Here is an 18,204-nt window from a genome sequence, read left to right on the forward strand (position 1 = left end):
GCAGCGCGCCCAATTCTGCGGCATAAATGCTCCAGCCGCCCCAAGGGAAACTAAACCAATCGGTTCAGCTTGAAAAAACTTGGCGGCAGGATTAATCTAAACTGATTAGTTTACCGTATTAAATTTGTCAGCTGACGAGTTCGGATACGGCTCAGACTTCCGGGGCGTCAGCGCCCGTATAACGATAGGCAGGCAGGACAAGGTTCGTCTGATGCGCATAGTTCCCCTGATCACCGCATGTCTGGTGGCGCTTGTTTTGTTTGGTCTCGTGATCGAGCGCGAACGCTTCTTCGCCTTGGTGTCCGACCTCAGCCCACGCTCTGAGACACCCGCGCCAGATGCGCCCGTGGCCAGTGCGCCTGCACCGGAAGTCGCGCCTCAGGCGGGCGCCGTTGAAGACGGAGTGATCCGGGTGATGGCGAAACGATCCGTGGCACGGGAGGTCGGCACACAAGTCCGGCTGCGCGGCGAAACCGAAGCCGCGCGTCAGGTGTCCGTCGTCTCTGAAGTCAGCGGCAAGATCGTGTCACAGCCCTTGCGCAAAGGCGCGTTTGTTGAGGAAGGCCAATTGCTGTGCTCGGTCGATCCGGGCACGCGGCAATCTGCATTGGCCGAGGCGACGGCGCGTTTGGCAGAAGCGCAATCACGCCGGCCAGAAGTCGAGGCGCGTATTCCCGAAGCAAAGGCTCGCGTAGCCGAGGCGAAGGCGCGGCTTGAAGAGGCGCGCATCAACGCCACTGCTGCCGAAAGGTTGAGCCAAGACGGGTTTGCCAGCCAGACCCGAGTCGCCAATACCGAAGCCTCGGTGCAAAGCGCCCAGGCTGCGATCACCACGGCAGAAGCTGGCCTCAAGGCCGCCGAGGCCGGTTTGGACGGTCTGAGCGCAAGCATCGAAACGGCACAAGCCGCGGTGACACGCGCGCAGACCGATATCGACAGGCTCGAGATCACAGCACCTTTTGCCGGCGTGCTTGAAACAGATACGGCGGAATTGGGCAGCCTTCTGCAACCCGGTGGGCTGTGTGCCACGGTGATCCAACTTGACCCAATGAAGGTCGTCGGTTTTGTGCCGGAAACAGAAATCAGCCGCGTCGAAGTGGGCGCTTTGGCCGGTGCCCGTCTGAACGAAGGCCCGGATCTGCAGGCGCGCGTGACATTCCTGTCTCGCTCGGCCGATCCGACAACCCGCACCTTTCGGGTCGAGCTCACAGTGCCGAACCCCGATCTGGCGATCCGTGACGGGCAAACCGCCGAGATCCTGATCCAATCACAAGGTGTGATGGCGCATGTGTTGGCCTCGTCCTCGTTGACGCTGAGCGACGACGGCACGCTGGGAGTTCGGATCATTGACGCCGAGAGCGCAGCGCAGTTCGTGCCCGTCATGGTGCTGCGAGATGCACCCGAAGGTATTTACGTGACAGGTCTGCCCGATCAGGTGGACGTAATCACCGTGGGGCAGGAATTCGTCACTGACGGCGTGACTGTCGACCCCAGCTTTGAAGAGGTCATCCAATGACCGGGATCGTCGATTGGGCTGCCGAACGCGCCCGCATGGTGCTGGCGTTCATTGTGCTGTCACTGGCGATCGGCACCTATTCGTATGTCGGCCTGCCCAAGGAGGGCGAACCGGATATCGAGATCCCGGCGCTGTTCGTGTCCACCGTTTTTCCGGGGATATCAGCGGCAGACAGCGAAACGCTGCTTGTCAAACCGATGGAGACCGAACTGGCCGATCTGGATGGGCTGAAGTCTTTGTCAGGCACGGCCGCCGAAGGCTATGCCGGTGTCGCGCTGGAATTCGAGTTCGGCTGGGACAAGACACAGGTCATGGCGGATGTGCGGGACGCCATGAACAAGGCGCAGTCCAAGTTTCCCGCAGGCGCAGAACAATATTCGATCACCGAGATCAACTTTTCCGAATTCCCCATCGTCATCGTCAACCTGACCGGCCCGGTGCCCGAACGGACGATGGCGCGGGTGGCGAAGGATTTGCAGGATCGGCTTGAATCGCTGGATTCCGTGCTTGAGGCGGGGATTGCGGGCAACCGGGACGAAATGCTGGAAGTGGTGATCGACCCGCTGAAACTGGAAAGCTACAACGTCACCGCAAGCGAATTGATCAGTGTTGTTCAGAACAACAACCAGCTGATTGCAGCGGGCGAATTGCGCAGCGATCAGGGAAGCTTTGCAGTCAAGATCCCATCGAGTTTCGACGACCAGCGTGATGTCTACGACCTACCCGTCAAGGTAAATGGCGACCGCGTGGTCACTTTGGGGGATCTGGCGACGATCAACCTGACCTTTGAAGACCGGATGGGCACGGCGCGGTTCAACGGGGAAAAAACGCTGGCGCTGCAAGTGGTCAAGCGCAAGGGCTTTAACCTGATCGACACCGCCGATGCCGTGAAGGCCGAAGTGGCCGCCGCCGAGGCGAACTGGCCACCTGAATTGCAAGCGGCTGTGACCGTGGGCACATCGAACGACCAGTCCCGGATTGTGGACAGCATGGTCAAACAGCTTGAAGGCTCGGTTCTGACGGCCATTGCGCTGGTGATGATCGTGGTGCTGGCCGCGCTCGGTTTGCGCGCGGCGTTGCTGGTGGGGTTCGCAATCCCGACCTCGTTCCTTTTGTGCTTTGTATTCCTGTCGACCATGGAGGTCAGTATTTCGAACATCGTGATGTTCGGCTTGATCCTAGCGGTGGGGATGCTGGTCGACGGGGCTATCGTGGTCGTTGAATATGCCGATAAGCGCATCAGCGAAGGCTCGGGCCCGATGCACGCCTATGTCGAAGCGGCCAAGCGGATGTTCTGGCCGGTGGTCAGTTCCACGGCAACGACGCTTTGTGCCTTCCTGCCAATGTTGTTCTGGCCGGGCGTGCCCGGCGAATTCATGGGTATGCTGCCAGTCACTCTGATTTTCGTGCTGTCCGCCTCTTTGGTGGTGGCGCTCGTGTACCTGCCCGTAATGGGCGGGGTGACCGGACGGTTCTCGCGGATGCTGGACCGGGCCTCGCAGGGGCTAAGGGCAAATACCTCATGGCTGCTGCGCGCCGCTATGGTGCCTGTGGTGCTGGGGATGCTGTTCATTGGCGCATTGTTGCTACTGGATCCCGCGTTCCTTTTCCCCCCAATTGCCGATGGCATTGCCGCACATGTTCCGGGGATCATACTGTTTCTTCTGGGGTCAGTGCTGGCCTCGATCGTGTTGGACGCGGCGTCGATCAAATGGAAACGCAAGCGGGTCGAGGGGCGACGCAAGCGCACGGTTTTCGGCTATTTCATCAAATTCATCGCGGGCAACCCGATCATGCCCATCGTGGCAGGTGCCGGTGTTTTGGCCTTCGTGTTCAGCGTGTTCACTTATTTCGGCGAGAACAACAATGGCGTGGAGTTCTTTGTCGAATCCGAACCCGAACAGGCCATCGTTTATGTCCGCGCCCGCGGCAACCTGAGCCTTGCGGAAAAAGACGCCTTGGTGATGCGGGCCGAGGATATCGTGCTGGCGCATCCCGGCGTAAAGAACGCCTTTTCCTTTGCCGGTGAAGGCGGGTTGAACACTGATGCCAGCGGCGCTGCCGTGCCCAAGGACACCATCGGTCAAGTCCAGCTAGAGACCATCCCGTGGGAAGACCGCGCGGACCGCCCTGATCTGGACGGTGATATCGTGCTGGCCGAATTGACCGAGCAGTTGAAGGTCATTCCCGGTGTCGAGATCGAAATCCTCTCGCAGAACCGAGGCCCCGCCAGCGGCAAACCGGTGCATTTGCGACTCAAGGCTGATGACTGGGACACGCTGCTGGCCTCGACCGCACTGGCGCGCGATAAGTTCGATACGACTGCAGGCCTTACGCTGATCGAAGACACAATGCCCCTGCCCGGCATCGACTGGCAGATCGACGTCGATGTCGAAAAGGCCGGGCGCTATGGTGCCAACGTGGCTGTGGTCGGCGCGATGGTGCAATTGGTAACGCGGGGCATCCTGCTGGACACGATGCGCGTGGACAGCTCGGACGAAGAGATCGAGATACGGGTGCGTTTGCCCGAAGAAGATCGGTTCCTATCCACGCTGGACACGTTGCGTGTGCGCACAGCAGACGGGCTTGTGCCGCTGTCGAATTTCATCACCCGCCAGCCGGTGGCCAAGCTGTCCGAGATCAACCGTGTCGATCAAAAGCGCTATTTCGACGTGAAGGCCGATGTGCTGCCAGGCTTGTTCAAGCTGGTGACAGACGGAACGGACGGCGCAACCACCTTGGCCACTCTCAAGGAGACCGAAGGCGGACCTATCGTCGGGCCGAACGGCACAGGCTACGCACTGTTTGAATCGCCTTCTGTCACAATAGCCGAAGCAACCTCGGCCATCGAAGACGGCGCGCGGGTGGTTCCGATCAATGCGAACGAGCGCATTGCCGAGTTGACCACATGGCTTGAAGCCAACCCCCTGCCCGGCATCGACTGGGAGTGGACCGGCGATCAGGAAGAACAAGCCGAAAGCCAAGCCTTCCTTGGCAGCGCATTTGGTGCGGCGCTTGGGCTGATGTTCATCATCCTGCTGGCGCAGTTCAACAGCTTCTACAACGCGGTTCTGGTGCTGCTGGCGGTCGTGCTATCCACCACCGGGGTTCTGATCGGGATGCTGGTCATGGACCAGACCTTCAGCATCATCATGACGGGCACCGGAATTGTCGCCTTGGCGGGGATCGTGGTGAACAACAACATTGTTCTGATCGACACCTATCAGGAATATTCCCGCTACATGCCACGGATCGAAGCGATTGTGCGCACCGCCGAGGATCGTATCCGTCCGGTGCTGCTGACCACCATCACCACGATGGCAGGACTTGCGCCGATGATGTTTGGCCTCAGTCTTGATTTCTTTGGGGGTGGCTATTCGATCGACAGCCCGACCGCATTGTGGTGGAAACAGCTTGCGACTGCGGTTGTGTTCGGATTGGGCATCGCCACGGTTCTGACGCTGGTCTTCACCCCGTCAATGTTGGCGGCGCGCGTCTGGTTCAGCACCTATGCGCTGTGGTTCTTCCGTCTTCTGGCGCGTCTGGGCGGCGGCAGCGCAAGCCGGGCGGGACGCGATTGGGCGCTGCAACGGGCCGCACGCAAACTGAAATCGCCGACGATTCTTTGGGATGACGGCGAATCACTTAGCGACTCAGACTATGAAGATGGGTCCACAGGGGCACCTGCGCTGGAAGATCTGAAGCGTGTTTTGCAGCGTTCCCATGCGAATGAGGGGACTCCACCAGTGCGTGCCGCTGAATAATGTGGCAACACTGAAGAGTTGTGCTACACTATCTTTAGAAGAGTTGAACATTGTTTCCCGATTGTGAACCTAAACGGGGCACCGTTTGGTGATTATGGCTTTTTTGTGTTAGGCAGAACCACTGTTCTTTAGGAGGTACTCAAATGTCATGGATGGATAGAATCCGCATCTTTTACGGTGGAGGCAGCACACCTAGCGCGTCGTCCCCTGTTCCGGAAATCGATGCAAGCAGCGGTGCACTGGCCTTGGCCGTTGTCGCAGCTGCTATGCTGTTGGCCTGGGAAGTCCGTCGTCGCAAGCGCGCCTGACGGATCCTCTTGGGAACACAGGCATCCGGCGTTCTCGTCGGATGCTTTTTTTGTGCCCTAAGATGATCCCCGTCAGATAAGCGACCACTGGCCCGTCGCTACAGCCGCTGCCGCAATCAGAACGTTCGCAACGGCATGCGCGACAATAGCATCAAACAGCCTGCCCCGTCTGAGCAGAACAAGCGCGAAGATGACCCCGGCCAAAGCCGCCGCTAAGGGTCGGGAATGCAGCGCTGCAAATCCCGCCGTTGTCACCAAGATCGCCGCACCACGGCGCCACAGGGTTCCATCGTCGATCAGGCTGAAAAGATACCCTCGGAAAAACAGCTCCTCCACGATTGGCACCAAAATGGCGGTCCCGATCACCCGAAGCACAACCCAAAGTGCCAGCGCCAATGTCGAAAATTCGGCAAGCGACTCGTAAGGCTCTGCCGGTTCGGCGGTGACGACCCAGCCTATTGCGATCACGACCCCGGCCCCGATCGCGATCAGATCGATGTCTCGCGTCAGTGCGAGAACAGGTTTGCGGAACACCCACAATGCGAGGCTCATGGCCACAACCTGAACGCCGTACCAGACCTCGGGGGTTTGCGAGAAGGTGTGCACAAAAAGCGCCGACAGCATGAAAGCAAGGAACGGAACAATGAACGCTGTCGCCGAGTCTTCCCTTAAAGGAGGACGATCCACGCGTGTCACGGTCTCTGGCGACGTGCCAAGGCCCGGCAGCACGTTGACCACCGTGAGGATCAAAAGCGCCAGCAATGTGAAGGACAGCCATCCGGCAAAGCTGTGGAAGCCGTTGACCGCCAATTCGGGCGACACATAAGCCCCGATCAGGATCAGCACGCTGATCCGCACGATATTGAGCAAGAAGCTCAGCAAAAGCGCAGCGGGCCAGACGATAAGCCAGAACCGACCCATGCGCAGGTCGTCCTTCATCATCAGGGCATAAATACCCATGAATGCAGTGGTGAGCGCCAGACCTTCGATCCCGGAACAGGACTCCGCCACCTCGACAAAGAAGTCGAGGATGCCGATCGTTTCCGCCTCTGGATTGACGAAGACCTCGTTTCCGAGCACCGCAAGGACGACCGCCACGCCGTAAAATGTCACCAGCTGCAGGGTCTCAAACCAGTTCCACGCCAGACTGATCGCCCATGCCAGTGACGGGATCAGCAGCGCAATTGCGATGGTCGGCGCAAGAATGCGCGCATGGGCTGTCCACAGATCGCGCCAGGCGCTGAATGGCATCAGCCAAAGCACCGCGCCCACCAGTGCCACGATACCGCCCAAGGCCAAAGCTGACAGGAAGGCTTCGGCGTATTCGACAAACTGTCCCTGAGACAACAAAAGCGTTGGTGCCGCGATCAGGGTGAGACCCGCAATATGCACCAGCCCCCACCTGCGCGACGCAGCGCTGGCAACGGACGCGCGCTGTACCAGATCGCCACGCAGGGACGGCTGGAAGAACAACAAGAGCGCAAACCCAGCCGCGAGACACAGGCCAAGTACCATGCCCAGACGGATGCCCCGACACAAAAGGAAGAGATCGGTCTGGCGGCATTCGAAATCGCTGAACACCTGATACAGCGCAACGATAGCGACCGCTTCGAGCAGCAACAGCACCTGTGAAAAAATCAATCGTGACATCGTGACAGTTTGCTCTTCAACCGCGGAACCGTGCAAACCATGATCTTTTCAACTGGCGGTTTTGTGACCACGATGTGGTCATTCGCCGTCCTCTTTCGGTCAGGCCGCCTCTTCTTCCTGCATTTGCCGGTTCCAAAGCGTCGCATACCGCCCGTGGCTGGCCAATAGGCTGTCATGTGTGCCCTCTTCCACAACCTGCCCGTTTTCCAACACCACGATGCGATCCGCGTCGGCAATGGTGGACAGTCGGTGGGCGATCGTGATCACGGTGCGCCCTTCACCTGCAAGCTTGAGTGCGCCCTGAATTGAGGCTTCGGTTTCGGAATCAAGCGCGGATGTCGCCTCATCGAGGATGAGGATCGGCGGGTTCTTGAGAAGCGTGCGCGCGATGCCGACGCGCTGCTTTTCACCACCCGAGAGTTTCAATCCGCGTTCCCCTACCATCGTTTCGTAGCCTTCGGGCAGCGAAAGAATGAAGTCGTGGATCTGTGCGGCCCGGGCGGCAGCGATGATGTCATCTTCGGTGGCATTGGCCCGGCCATAGGCGATGTTGTAGCGGATGGTGTCGTTAAAGAGCACCGTGTCCTGCGGCACCACGCCGATGGCGTCGTGCAGGCTGTCCTGCGTCACGTCGCGTACGTCCTGCCCGTCGATCCGCACCGCGCCATCGGTCACATCATAGAAGCGGAACAGCAGCCGCCCGATGGTGGACTTGCCCGAGCCGGAAGGCCCGACCAGTGCCACGTTTTCGCCTGACCGAACATTGAGCGACACACCCTTGAGGATCGGGCGTGCGGGGTCGTAGCCGAATTTGACAGTATCAAACTGCACAGCGCCGTGTGACACCTTCAGCTCCGGCGCGCCGGGCTTGTCTGAGACTTCCTGCGGCTGTTCCAGCAGGTCGAACATCTCGCCCATATCGACAAGCGCCTGTCGGATCTCACGGTAGACCGTGCCAAGGAAGTTCAGCGGCATGGTGATCTGGATCATGTAGGCGTTGACCATCACGAAATCGCCCACGGTGATCGTGCCGGCCTGCACCCCGAACGCAGCCATCACCATGACCGCCACAAGACCGGAGGTGATGATCAGGCTTTGGCCGAAATTCAGCATGGCAAGCGAGGTTGCGGTTTTGATCGCAGCCCCCTCATAGGCTTCCATCGAACTGTCGTAGCGGGCGGCTTCGCGGGATTCGGCCCCGAAATACTTGACGGTCTCAAAGTTCAGCAGACTGTCGATGGCCTTTTGGTTCGCATCCGTGTCCTGTTCGTTCATTTCGCGCCGCAGGCGAACGCGCCATTCGGTGACCTTGAAAGTGAACCAGACGTAAATCGCGATTGTGACCAGAACGACAGCCATATACCGGATGTCGAGCAGCCAGAGCAGAACCAACGAGACCAGCAACAGTTCGAGGATCAGCGGGCCGACACTGAACAGCATAAAGCGCAGCAGAAAGTCGACGCCTTTGACCCCACGTTCGATGATCCGGCTTAACCCGCCGGTCTTGCGGGTGATGTGATAGCGCATCGACAGGCGGTGAATATGGGTGAAGGTTTCCAGCGCCAGCATCCGGAGCGCACGTTGACCAACCCGGGCAAACACCCCGTCGCGCAATTGCTGGAAGCCCACGTTCATCAGGCGCGAAAAGCCATACGCCAACGTCAGGCCAACACCGCCCAGCACAAGATCAGAGGCCTGCCCCGATAGCGCATCAACCGCTTTGCCGAAAAGGAGCGGTGCGAGCATGTTGACCAGCTTGGCCAGCACCAGACTCACCAGCGCAATTACGACGCGACGTTTGACCCACGGCTTGTCATCCGGCCAGAGATACGGGCCAACCTTACGGATGGTGCGCAAGCCGGAGCGGCGTTCATTTGCGGCCAGTTCGGCGTCGGTGGTCGTGTCGGCGGGCATGAGCAGGTCTTTCGTCTTGTTCGACGCCCTGACTTAGCCCGCCCTGCCCTGAAGGACCAGTGCTCACCGTGCCTTGAAGAGGCCACCGAGGATGCCTCGGACGATCCGCCGCCCCGTTGCGCCCTTGAGTTCCTTGACGACCACATTGGCGATGGCTTCGCCAAGGCTTTCGTCCTTGCGACGGCTGCGACTGGTGCGGGTGGGCTGTGACGTCGACCGCCCCACACGGGTGCCGGTATAGCGCCGACCGGCATTGTATTCGCGCATTGCCGCGTCCAGTTCGGCTTCTTTCTGTTCTGCTTCTTCGGCGGCAGCGGCGGCTTCGGCTGTCCGTTGAGTAAGGATCTCGAAAGCGGATTGCCGGTCCAGACGCTGGGTATATTTGTCACCAAGATCACTGGCACCCATGATCCCGCCCCGCTCTGCCGGGGTAATAGGCCCAAGCTGCGACGAGGGCGGGCGGATCAGCGTGCGTTCGACAATGCCCGGTATGCCTTTGCGCTCCAGCATCGAGGTCACAGCCTCACCAACACCGACTTCGCGGATTGCCTGTTCGGTGTCGAAAGACGGGTTCTCGCGATAGGTTTCTGCTGCCATGCGCAGTGCCTTGCGATCGCGCGCAGTGAAGGCACGCAGCGCGTGCTGTACGCGGTTGCCGAGCTGGCCAAGGATATCTTCGGGAATGTCATCCGGGTTCTGGGTGATGAAATACACACCAACGCCCTTGGACCGGATCAGGCGCGCCACCTGCTCCACCTTGTCGACCAAGGCTTTGGGGGCATCGTCAAAAAGCAGGTGTGCTTCGTCGAAGAAGAAGACGAGCTTGGGCTTCTCCGGATCGCCCACCTCGGGCAGTTCCTCGAAGAGTTCAGACAGCAACCAAAGCAGGAAAGTCGCGTAAAGCCGTGGAGACCCCATAAGCTTGTCTGCCGCAAGGATGTTGACTTGCCCCAGACCGTTGGGATCAGTGCGCATCAGGTCGCGCAATTCCAGTGCGGGCTCACCAAAGAAATCTGCGCCGCCTTGGTTCTCGAGCACCAGCAAACGGCGCTGGATCGCGCCTACCGATTGGACCGCGATGTTGCCATAGCGAAGTGACACCGTATCCCGGTTCTCCCCCAGCCAGACCAGCATGGATTGCAAATCCTTGAGGTCGAGCAAGGGCAGTCCTTCCTCATCCGCCACGCGGAAGGCGATGTTCAGGATGCCCTCCTGTGCTTCGGACAGTTCCAGTAGCCGTGAAATCAGAAGCGGTCCCATTTCCGCGACAGTGGTGCGGATCGGGTGTCCCTGATCACCGAACAGATCCCAGAATGTGACGGGAAAATCTCGGTAGGTGTAGTCCTCAAAACCGATGGTCTTTGCCCGGTCGGTAAAAGGTTGATGCAGCTTGAAATCGGCGCTGCCGGGCTTCGCAAGGCCAGAAAGGTCGCCTTTGACGTCAGCCATGAAGACCGGGACACCTTGCGCAGAAAACCCTTCTGCGAGGATCTGGAGCGTGACGGTTTTTCCGGTGCCGGTGGCCCCCGCAACCAGACCATGCCGGTTGGCGTAATCCAGTCTGAGCCATTGCTTCACGCCATAGCCTTCCCCACCGCCACCAACAAAAATACCGTTTTCCATATTTTAGCCCCGCCACAAACTTTCAAAACCTGAACATACTAATTTAACATATTGCCGCCAGTCTGTTTTCGTTCGCGATCGAATTCTCCCTGTCGATCCGGACGAACCTCCCTGTTGGACTGGCCACGCCGAATGGCGTGGCCTTTTTTTTGTGAATTCACGATTGAATTTTGCCTGTTGACGCTGTGGATTTCATTTCGTAGCGTCACGGCGATAATAGTCGGCCGGTCCGACAGGGAGCAAGAAAGGGGAGATGCACCACTGCGTCTTCCCTTTTTATTTCAGCGCCTTGAATGTTGACCTTAACACTGAACATGAACCCGAAAATGGCCAGCCGCGCCGCGGGAAAGGCGCAAGAATCCGCCGCCTCCCTGTGCATAAGTTTGTGTTTTGGCCTGACACTGTTCGCCGCCCGTGATAACGCACGAACAAACATGACCGACGCTTCGGAGAGGACTTTATGACCAACCCCCTTTTGCTTCTGACGACGATTGCAGGCCTCGCATTTTCCAGCGCCGCATTGGCGCAGGAAACCACGGCACCTGAAGGCACCGAAGCACCGACGGCCAATGCCGACCTGTCGGTTCTTGATACAGGCGAGCCGGTGGTCGATCAAAACGCCGACGACAACACCTATGTCAAAAACACCCACGGTGACTGGGCGGTTCAATGTCTGCGGGTTCAGGAAGGTCCCGAGCCTTGCCAGATGTACCAATTGCTGCGTGACCAAAACGGCGGCAGCGTGGCCGAGGTCAGCATCTTCCGTCTGACAAATGGCGGTCAGGTCGCGGCCGGCGGGACATTCGTTGTACCTTTGGAAACGCTGCTGACCGAAAAGCTGAATGTACGCGTCGATTCCGGTCAGGCCAAGCGGTACGACTTTTCATTTTGCACAAATGTCGGCTGCTACGCCCGCGTCGGGTTTACCGCCGAGGACGTGGCTGCGTTCCGTCGTGGCAATGTCGCGAACGTGATGATCGTGCCCGCACTGGCACCCGATCAGCGCGTGACTGTGACGATGTCGCTGTCCGGCTTTACGGCGGCCTATGACGAAATCACGGCTTTGGAAGAGCAGCGCCAGTAACGCAGGTTTCCGGAAAACATCACGCGGGGGTGGGATCTGCCGATCTTGCCCCCGTTTCTATTTCAGACCATCCAAAACCGCCAAGGCAGCCCGTTCACCGGGGGGCCGCCCCCCTTTGCCCAACCGCTCCATCGTCAGAGCCATTGCCGCTTTCTGTTGCTCAGGCGCATCCAGAACGGCCGAGACAGCCTTGGCAATCTTGGTGGGCTCGCAGTTTGCACCGATGAATTCGGGAATGACGCGGGTGTCGGACACAAGGTTGACCAAAGTCACCGTGTCCACGCGCAACATCCGCCCTATGATCTGCCGCGAAAGCCAGTTCATATCATAGGCAATCACCATCGGCGTGCCCGATGCGGCAAGCTCGAGCGAGACTGTGCCAGACGCCGCAACGGCCACATCGGCTGCAGCAAAGGCGGCCTGTTTCGTTGCCATGCCAGACTTGGAAGGGTCAATTATGATCGGTTTGACCGACCAATTGGCGACCGCTTCGGCCACAACAGACGCCACGTTCGGGGCTGCGGGTAGAACAAAGCGCAGGTCGGGATGGCGCACGTGCAGTTCAGCCACCACATCCGCGAAGATCGGCAACAGCCGTGAAACCTCGCTCCGACGCGACCCCGGCAGGATCAAAGCCAAAGGCGCGGTTCCAATGTCAAACTGGGCGCGGAAAGCGGATACGTCGTCAGAGGTCGCAATGGGATCGGTGACAACCGGATGACCGACGAAGTCGCAGCGCATCCCAGCGGCTTCCATGTAGGGCGGCTCAAAGGGCAAGAGCGCAAGAACCTGGTCGATATGTGCCGCCATCTTTTTCGCGCGCCCCGGACGCCACGCCCAAACCGTCGGCGCCACGTAATGCACCGTTCGGATATCGCTGCGCGCCTTGACAAGTTTGGCCACGCGCAGGCTGAATTCCGGAAGGTCGATGGTGATCAAAACGTCTGGTTTAGAGTCCAGCACAGCGTCTGCAGTCTGGCGGATGCGCGCTTTAAGGTGACGGTATTGCGATAAGATTTCGGTGATGCCCATGATCGATATTTCGTCCATGGGAAACAGGCTGTGCAGCCCCTCGGCGATCATCCGGTCGCCACCAATGCCTTCGAAGATCACATCGCCTGCATGTTCACGCAGCCCCGTCATCAGCGAAGCACCCAGCTTGTCGCCCGAGGCTTCTCCGGCAATAACGAAGACCCGCATCAGCCGCCCTTTTCCCGCACCCAAAGGAACAGACCCAAAGCATCGCAGCGCGCCACGGTTCGTGCACGGTCGAGGATCATCACGCCCCCCTCTTCGATCACGATGCCTGACAACCCGGCGGCGGCCACTGCATCCGGTGTCCCTGCCCCGATCACCGGCAGATCCGCGCGACGGTCCTGCGCCGGTTTCGGCGCTTTGAAGAGAATGCCGCCATCGTCAGCCGAACTTCCCCCGGTCAGCCAATCGGTTGCATCCCCCAGCAGCCCACCAAACATATCGCTGGCGGCATTAATCGGATTAGAAAGAAAACCCCCGCTTCCCGCCAGCCGATCGCGCGCCAGACGCGTGAGCATGGCGTCGGTGCCTGCTGCGTCCTCACGCGCCAACACGCTGTCGCCGCGCACCACACAGGCCTGACCGGCGTCGCGCGCGCCCATTGCAGCCACGGTGCGTTCGCCCATACGGGCCTCGACCGCGTTCTGCGGCGCGTAGGTCTTGAGCGTCAGAACCCCTGCAACTGGCAGCAGAACCGGCACCAAATCATCTACGGCAGCAATAGATAGCCCGGCTTCTTCGAACAGTTCCATCACGATCCTCAATGCACCATCATCACCCGAGGTCAGCGCGGTTTGCAGGCGGGGCACCAAGGGGGCCGTCTTTGCATCCAGACGTGTAGGATCAATCGGAGGACGCCGAATCGCCCCGCACAGGCACACCTGTTTGACACCACGCGACTTGAGCGTGTCGAGCAGGCTACCGAGTGTTTCCAGATGGAAGGTCAGATCGGCGGTCAGCCCATCGGGCTCAAACCCGTGTAACACGCAGACCAGCGGGCGCGGGCTTTGCGCATCGGCGACGATACGCGGCAACCGTCCCTGCCCGCAGATCAGCGCCAGCGTCATCGTTCAGCCCGGCGTGAGGAAGGACCGGTTAGTCTCTCCCAGAATGAAGTCAACGATGTGGTGGACGTATTCACTGTCAGTTTCTTCGCCCAGACGCTTGGCCCGCTCCTGAAACGCGCCTTCGCCCTGTGCCAGCATTTGGAAGGCCGCCCGCAGCGCTGTGATGTCGGCACGGCTGACACCCTTGCGCTTGAGGCCTACAAGGTTCAGCCCATCCAGCCGCCCCCGATCGGCCTGCACAAGGCCATAGGGGATCACGTCATTCGTCACCATCGTTACCGCACCAATGATCGCTCCACGACCGATCCGCACGAACTGGTGGACGCCCGAAAGGCCGCCGACGATCACATCGTCTTCCAGAACGCAATGCCCCGCCAAGGCCGCGCTGTTGACCACGATAACACGGTTGCCGATCTGCACATCGTGGGCGACATGGCAGCCCGCCATAAACAGGTTGTCGTCCCCCACGCGGGTCACACCGCCACCGCCTTTGGTGCCGGTATTCATCGTCACGTGTTCGCGGATACGATTGCGCGCACCGATAACAAGGCTGGTCTTTTCGCCATCAAACTTGAGGTCTTGCGGGATCTCTCCGATGACGGCGAAAGAATAGATCTCGCTCCCTTCACCGACTGAAGTCTGGCCAGCGACCACAACATGGCTTTTTAGAACCACATTATTGGCCAGCGTGACTTCCGGGCCAATATGACAGAACGGGCCGATGACGCAGCCATCACCGATCTGCGCGCCCTCTTCGATCACGGCACTGGGGTGAATTTGGGCTGTCACGCGGGCAGATCCATCATCGCCGAAAATTCGCATTCCGCGGCCATTTCACCGTCAACCGTCGCCACACCGCCGAATTTCCAGACCTTGCCACCAGGCTTGCCGCGCAGGGTGGTCAGTCGCATCTGTAGCTGATCGCCGGGGATCACCTTGCGGCGGAATTTGCATTTGTCGATAGCCATGAAATAGATCAGCATTTCCTTGTCCGCGAGGTCGAGTGCAGTGCCCACCATCACGGCGGCGGTCTGAGCCATCGCTTCGATGATCGTGACACCCGGCATGATCGGGGTGCCCGGAAAGTGACCCTGAAAATGCGGCTCGTTCATCGTGACGTTCTTGATGCCAAGCGCAGATTGCGTGCCGTCGATTTCTTCCACGCGGTCTACCAGCAGGAACGGATAGCGGTGTGGCAGGATGCGCTGGATCAATTGGATATCTGCACGAAGAAGCGTGTCGCTCATGGGGCGTCCTTTTATGCTCTTATTGGACTTTGAGTACCAATCCCAATGCCGGGGGGCAAGGTTTCAGGGGCGCAGGGGCAGGATCTCGGCCCCCTCGCCGAATTCGGCATTGACCCGCAGGATCGCCTGTTCAGTGATATCAACGGAATCTACGCTAAGAAGAACCACGCGCCTGTCCAGAACCGCAACAGCCCCGCTTTCGACCATCACTTGCAGCAGGATCGGCTGGGCCGCCGTCAGCAGGGCGCGACGGGCCTCTTCGTTGCGCGTGCCAACGGCGCGTGCCTTTTCGTCCTGTTCGCGCCGCAGGCGTTGGACTTTTTCGTCAAAAGCTTCGGCGCGGGCGCGAAATTCCGTGGGGGCCAGAGTGTCGCGCAATTCGGTGAGTTCGCGTTCTTCTGCTGTCAGTTCGGCCTCTATGCTGCGGTTTTGGGCTGCAATCTCAAGGCTTTCTTCCTCAATCTCACGGGCGATCCGCTGGCCAAAGTCGCTTTGGGTGTAAAGCGCCTCGGGCGCCACGGTTAGAATAAGGCTTTGCACCACACCAACATTCGACAGCCCGCCATCCTGCTGGGCCTGACCTGTCGAGGCTATGCAAAGAAGCGCCCCGAAGAGCGCTCCCAATGCTGTGCGACGACTATGAGCCATTTAGAACTGCGTGGAAATCGTCAGGTCGAAGGTCTGTTCTTCGTCGAACTTTTCCTTGCTCAACGCTTCGGAGAAATTGAACCGAAGGGGACCAAGTGGCGTGGTCCAGAACAGCGACACCCCGATCACGTGGCGGGCGGTAAAGTCTTCATAAAGGACATTCGCGTTGGCTTCTTCCAGCCCCCAAAGGCTGCCAACGTCATAAAAGACGCCAGCCGACACGCCGTATTCTTCGGGCAACGGCAGCGGGAATTCCGCTTCGAACCGGGCGACAGCAAAGTAGTCGCCACCCAGCGGGTCGTTGACATCACCCGGACCGACTTCGCGTGGGCCGATGCCACCGCCTTCGAAACCGCGCATCAGGTTCGATCCCAAAGTGAAACGATCAGTCACGCGGGAAGACCCTTCGGAATAACTTAGCGCGCCAGCTTGCAGCGTAGCCCGCAGCGTGACCTCGTCATTAAGGATCTTCGTCTGCGCCACAGCGCGTAGGGTAGATTCGACATAAGTGCTGTCACCGCCCAGACCTGCAAAGTCCTGACCGAATTCCAGCAGTACACCAGCGTTCGGGTTCAGACCTGTACGGCGGGTGTCATAGCTGTAGCGGTATCCGATATAACTGTCCCACACATCACCGCGCGCGGCCTCGGCGGTGATGATCTCACCGACGGATGAATTGAGGTTGGTGATTTCGGAATATCGCGCACCGTAGCGCAGGTTCAGGCGACCGTTCTCGGACACCGGGAAAGTGAACCCGGTCGAGAAATTACCGATGGCCGTGTCATACTCTGCGTTGGAATTGTCGGTCTCAAGGTAATTGAGGCTGAAGTTGAACGCGACATCGCGGCCAAGGAACGCGGGTTCAGTGAAGCTGAAACTGTAGTTCGACGAGTCGACACCCGTGGTCACCCCAAGGGAAAGTTGCTGGCCCCGACCAAGAAAATTGCGTTCGCTAAAGGTGATCGCGGCCCCAAAGCCACCGCTGGTGGAATAGGAACCACCAAAGCTGAGCGAGCCAGTGGGACGTTCTTCGACGTCCACGTCGATCACGACCTGCTGCGGCGTAGAGCCTTCACGGGCTTCGACATTGGCATCGCCGAAGAAACCCAATGCGCGCACGCGTTCGGCGCTTTCGCGGATTTCGCGCGGATTGAACGGGTCACCTTCGACCACGCGGAACTGACGGCGCACAACGCGGTCCAGCGTGGTCGTGTTGCCTTCGATGTCGATGCGTTCCACAAACACGCGTTCGCCTCGCGTCAGCAAGAATTCCACGTCCAACGTCAGATCGCGATCATTGCGAGTCACGCGTGGCTCTACCCGGACAAAGTTCAATCCTTCGCGGATCGCCAGACGTTCGAGCCGCGCGATCTCGGTTTCCACGGCGGTCGGCGAGTAGGTGCGACCAGACCGCAAACGAATGGCACGCTGGAACACATCCGGGTCCACTTCGGCCAGATCGGATGTCGCGGTGACGTCGCCAAAGTTGAATTGCTGCCCCTCTTCGACGTTGAAGGTAATGAAATACCCGTCCCGCTCTTCGCTGAGCTCGGCATTTACGCCCGTGGTACGAAAATCGACATAGCCTCGCGACTGGTAAAAGTCGCGCAGCACCTGACGGTCGAATTCGATCCTGTCTTCGATAAAGGTGTCGGACTGGATCAGCGCGCGAAAGATGCCCGCCTGCTTGGTTTCGAGTACGCGGCGCAGACGACGGTCGCTGAACACCTGGTTGCCCGCAAAGCCGATGCGTTCGATCTCGGACACGCCACCTTCGAACACTTCGTACACAAGATCGACCCGGTTGTCGGATCGCCGGATGACCTTGGGCTGCACACGGGCCGCGATGCGCCCCTGCTGAGAATAGGCTTCGGTGATGCGGGCCGCGTCTGCCTCGGCGGTGGCAGGGCTGAAGACGCGGCGGGATTGCGACTGGATAATCTGTGCAAGCGTTTCGTCGTCCAGACGCTCGTTGCCTTCGAACGCAATGCGATTGACCGTCGGGAATTCCACGACACGCACAACAAGAGTGTTGCCACGTGGCTCTATCTCGACCGTTTCGAAAAGCCCTGAGGCGAGGATCCGCTGATAGCCATCATTCAGCGCGGCCGCAGAGACCGGTTCGCCACGGGCAACGCCAAGATAGCTGGCGATAGTTCCAGCCTCGATCCTTTGGTTTCCTTCGACAGAAATCGCGTTGAAGCGGAAATCCTGTGCCAGCGCCATATTGGGCGCAGACAGAACACCGACGGTTAACGCCATCGTTGTCGCTAGTAGAAATGGACGGATCGACGATTTACGCGCTGATTGCCGCGTTACCTGCTCGCCTGTTTTATGTGTCATTGTTG

General features: G+C 59.3%; 13 protein-coding genes. 4 read left to right on the plus strand and 9 right to left on the minus strand.

The features are described from left to right. Positions 1-211: 211 nt before the first annotated feature. The 3 genes from ACK3EW_RS09750 (at position 212) to ACK3EW_RS09760 (ending at position 5,588) form a co-directional block, all read left to right on the plus strand. Complete coding sequence (locus tag ACK3EW_RS09750) at positions 212-1,516, plus strand: efflux RND transporter periplasmic adaptor subunit (RefSeq protein ID WP_493809411.1); 1,305 nt, start codon at positions 212-214, stop codon at positions 1,514-1,516. Continuing rightward, positions 1,513-5,280: an efflux RND transporter permease subunit gene (locus ACK3EW_RS09755; protein WP_493809412.1), complete on the plus strand. Its 3,768-nt coding sequence runs from the start codon at positions 1,513-1,515 to the stop codon at positions 5,278-5,280. Before ACK3EW_RS09750 ends, ACK3EW_RS09755 begins: the two co-directional genes overlap by 4 nt. Positions 5,281-5,423: 143 nt before the next feature. Next, positions 5,424-5,588: a VPEID-CTERM sorting domain-containing protein gene (locus ACK3EW_RS09760; RefSeq protein ID WP_493809413.1), complete on the plus strand. Its 165-nt coding sequence runs from the start codon at positions 5,424-5,426 to the stop codon at positions 5,586-5,588. A 72-nt stretch (positions 5,589-5,660) separates the two neighbouring features. On the opposite strand, the gene xrtE is transcribed toward ACK3EW_RS09760, so the two are convergent. The 3 genes from xrtE to ACK3EW_RS09775 form a co-directional block, all read right to left on the minus strand. Next, complete coding sequence (xrtE, locus tag ACK3EW_RS09765; protein WP_493809414.1) at positions 5,661-7,238, minus strand: exosortase E/protease, VPEID-CTERM system; 1,578 nt, start codon at positions 7,236-7,238, stop codon at positions 5,661-5,663. Between the two features lie 99 nt (positions 7,239-7,337). Then, entirely contained in the window at positions 7,338-9,152 is a 1,815-nt protein-coding gene (locus tag ACK3EW_RS09770; protein WP_439120642.1) for an ABCB family ABC transporter ATP-binding protein/permease, read from the minus strand. 63 nt (positions 9,153-9,215) lie between these two features. Further along, the gene (locus ACK3EW_RS09775) at positions 9,216-10,775 is read right to left on the minus strand and encodes a helicase HerA-like domain-containing protein (RefSeq protein ID WP_493809415.1); all 1,560 of its coding nucleotides are present in this window, start codon (positions 10,773-10,775) and stop codon (positions 9,216-9,218) included. A gap of 460 nt (positions 10,776-11,235) precedes the next feature. Here ACK3EW_RS09775 and ACK3EW_RS09780 point away from each other — a divergent pair, with 460 nt between their 5' ends. Continuing rightward, positions 11,236-11,859: an invasion associated locus B family protein gene (locus tag ACK3EW_RS09780; protein WP_493809416.1), complete on the plus strand. Its 624-nt coding sequence runs from the start codon at positions 11,236-11,238 to the stop codon at positions 11,857-11,859. 57 nt (positions 11,860-11,916) lie between these two features. On the opposite strand, the gene lpxB is transcribed toward ACK3EW_RS09780, so the two are convergent. The 6 genes from lpxB to bamA all read right to left on the minus strand — a co-directional run bounded on the left by lpxB (position 11,917) and on the right by bamA (position 18,199). Continuing rightward, on the minus strand, positions 11,917-13,059 hold the full coding sequence (gene lpxB, locus ACK3EW_RS09785; protein WP_493809417.1) for a lipid-A-disaccharide synthase: 1,143 nt from the start codon (positions 13,057-13,059) through the stop codon (positions 11,917-11,919). Continuing rightward, complete coding sequence (locus ACK3EW_RS09790; protein ID WP_493809418.1) at positions 13,059-13,961, minus strand: LpxI family protein; 903 nt, start codon at positions 13,959-13,961, stop codon at positions 13,059-13,061. The genes lpxB and ACK3EW_RS09790 overlap by 1 nt, the downstream gene beginning before the upstream one ends. A 3-nt stretch (positions 13,962-13,964) precedes the next feature. Beyond that, positions 13,965-14,750, minus strand: coding sequence for an acyl-ACP--UDP-N-acetylglucosamine O-acyltransferase (lpxA, locus tag ACK3EW_RS09795; RefSeq protein ID WP_493809419.1), 786 nt, complete (start codon positions 14,748-14,750; stop codon positions 13,965-13,967). Continuing rightward, positions 14,747-15,208, minus strand: a complete 462-nt coding sequence (fabZ, locus tag ACK3EW_RS09800; protein ID WP_085630989.1) for a 3-hydroxyacyl-ACP dehydratase FabZ — start codon at positions 15,206-15,208, stop codon at positions 14,747-14,749. Before fabZ ends, lpxA begins: the two co-directional genes overlap by 4 nt. Before the next feature lie 63 nt (positions 15,209-15,271). Further along, the gene (locus ACK3EW_RS09805) at positions 15,272-15,856 is read right to left on the minus strand and encodes an OmpH/Skp family outer membrane protein (RefSeq protein ID WP_085630991.1); all 585 of its coding nucleotides are present in this window, start codon (positions 15,854-15,856) and stop codon (positions 15,272-15,274) included. After that, a complete protein-coding gene (gene bamA, locus ACK3EW_RS09810; RefSeq protein ID WP_493809420.1) occupies positions 15,857-18,199 on the minus strand; it encodes an outer membrane protein assembly factor BamA in 2,343 nt (780 codons plus the stop codon). Positions 18,200-18,204: the final 5 nt, after the last annotated feature.

The organism is Marivita sp. NO-S04 (genome assembly GCF_059070475.1).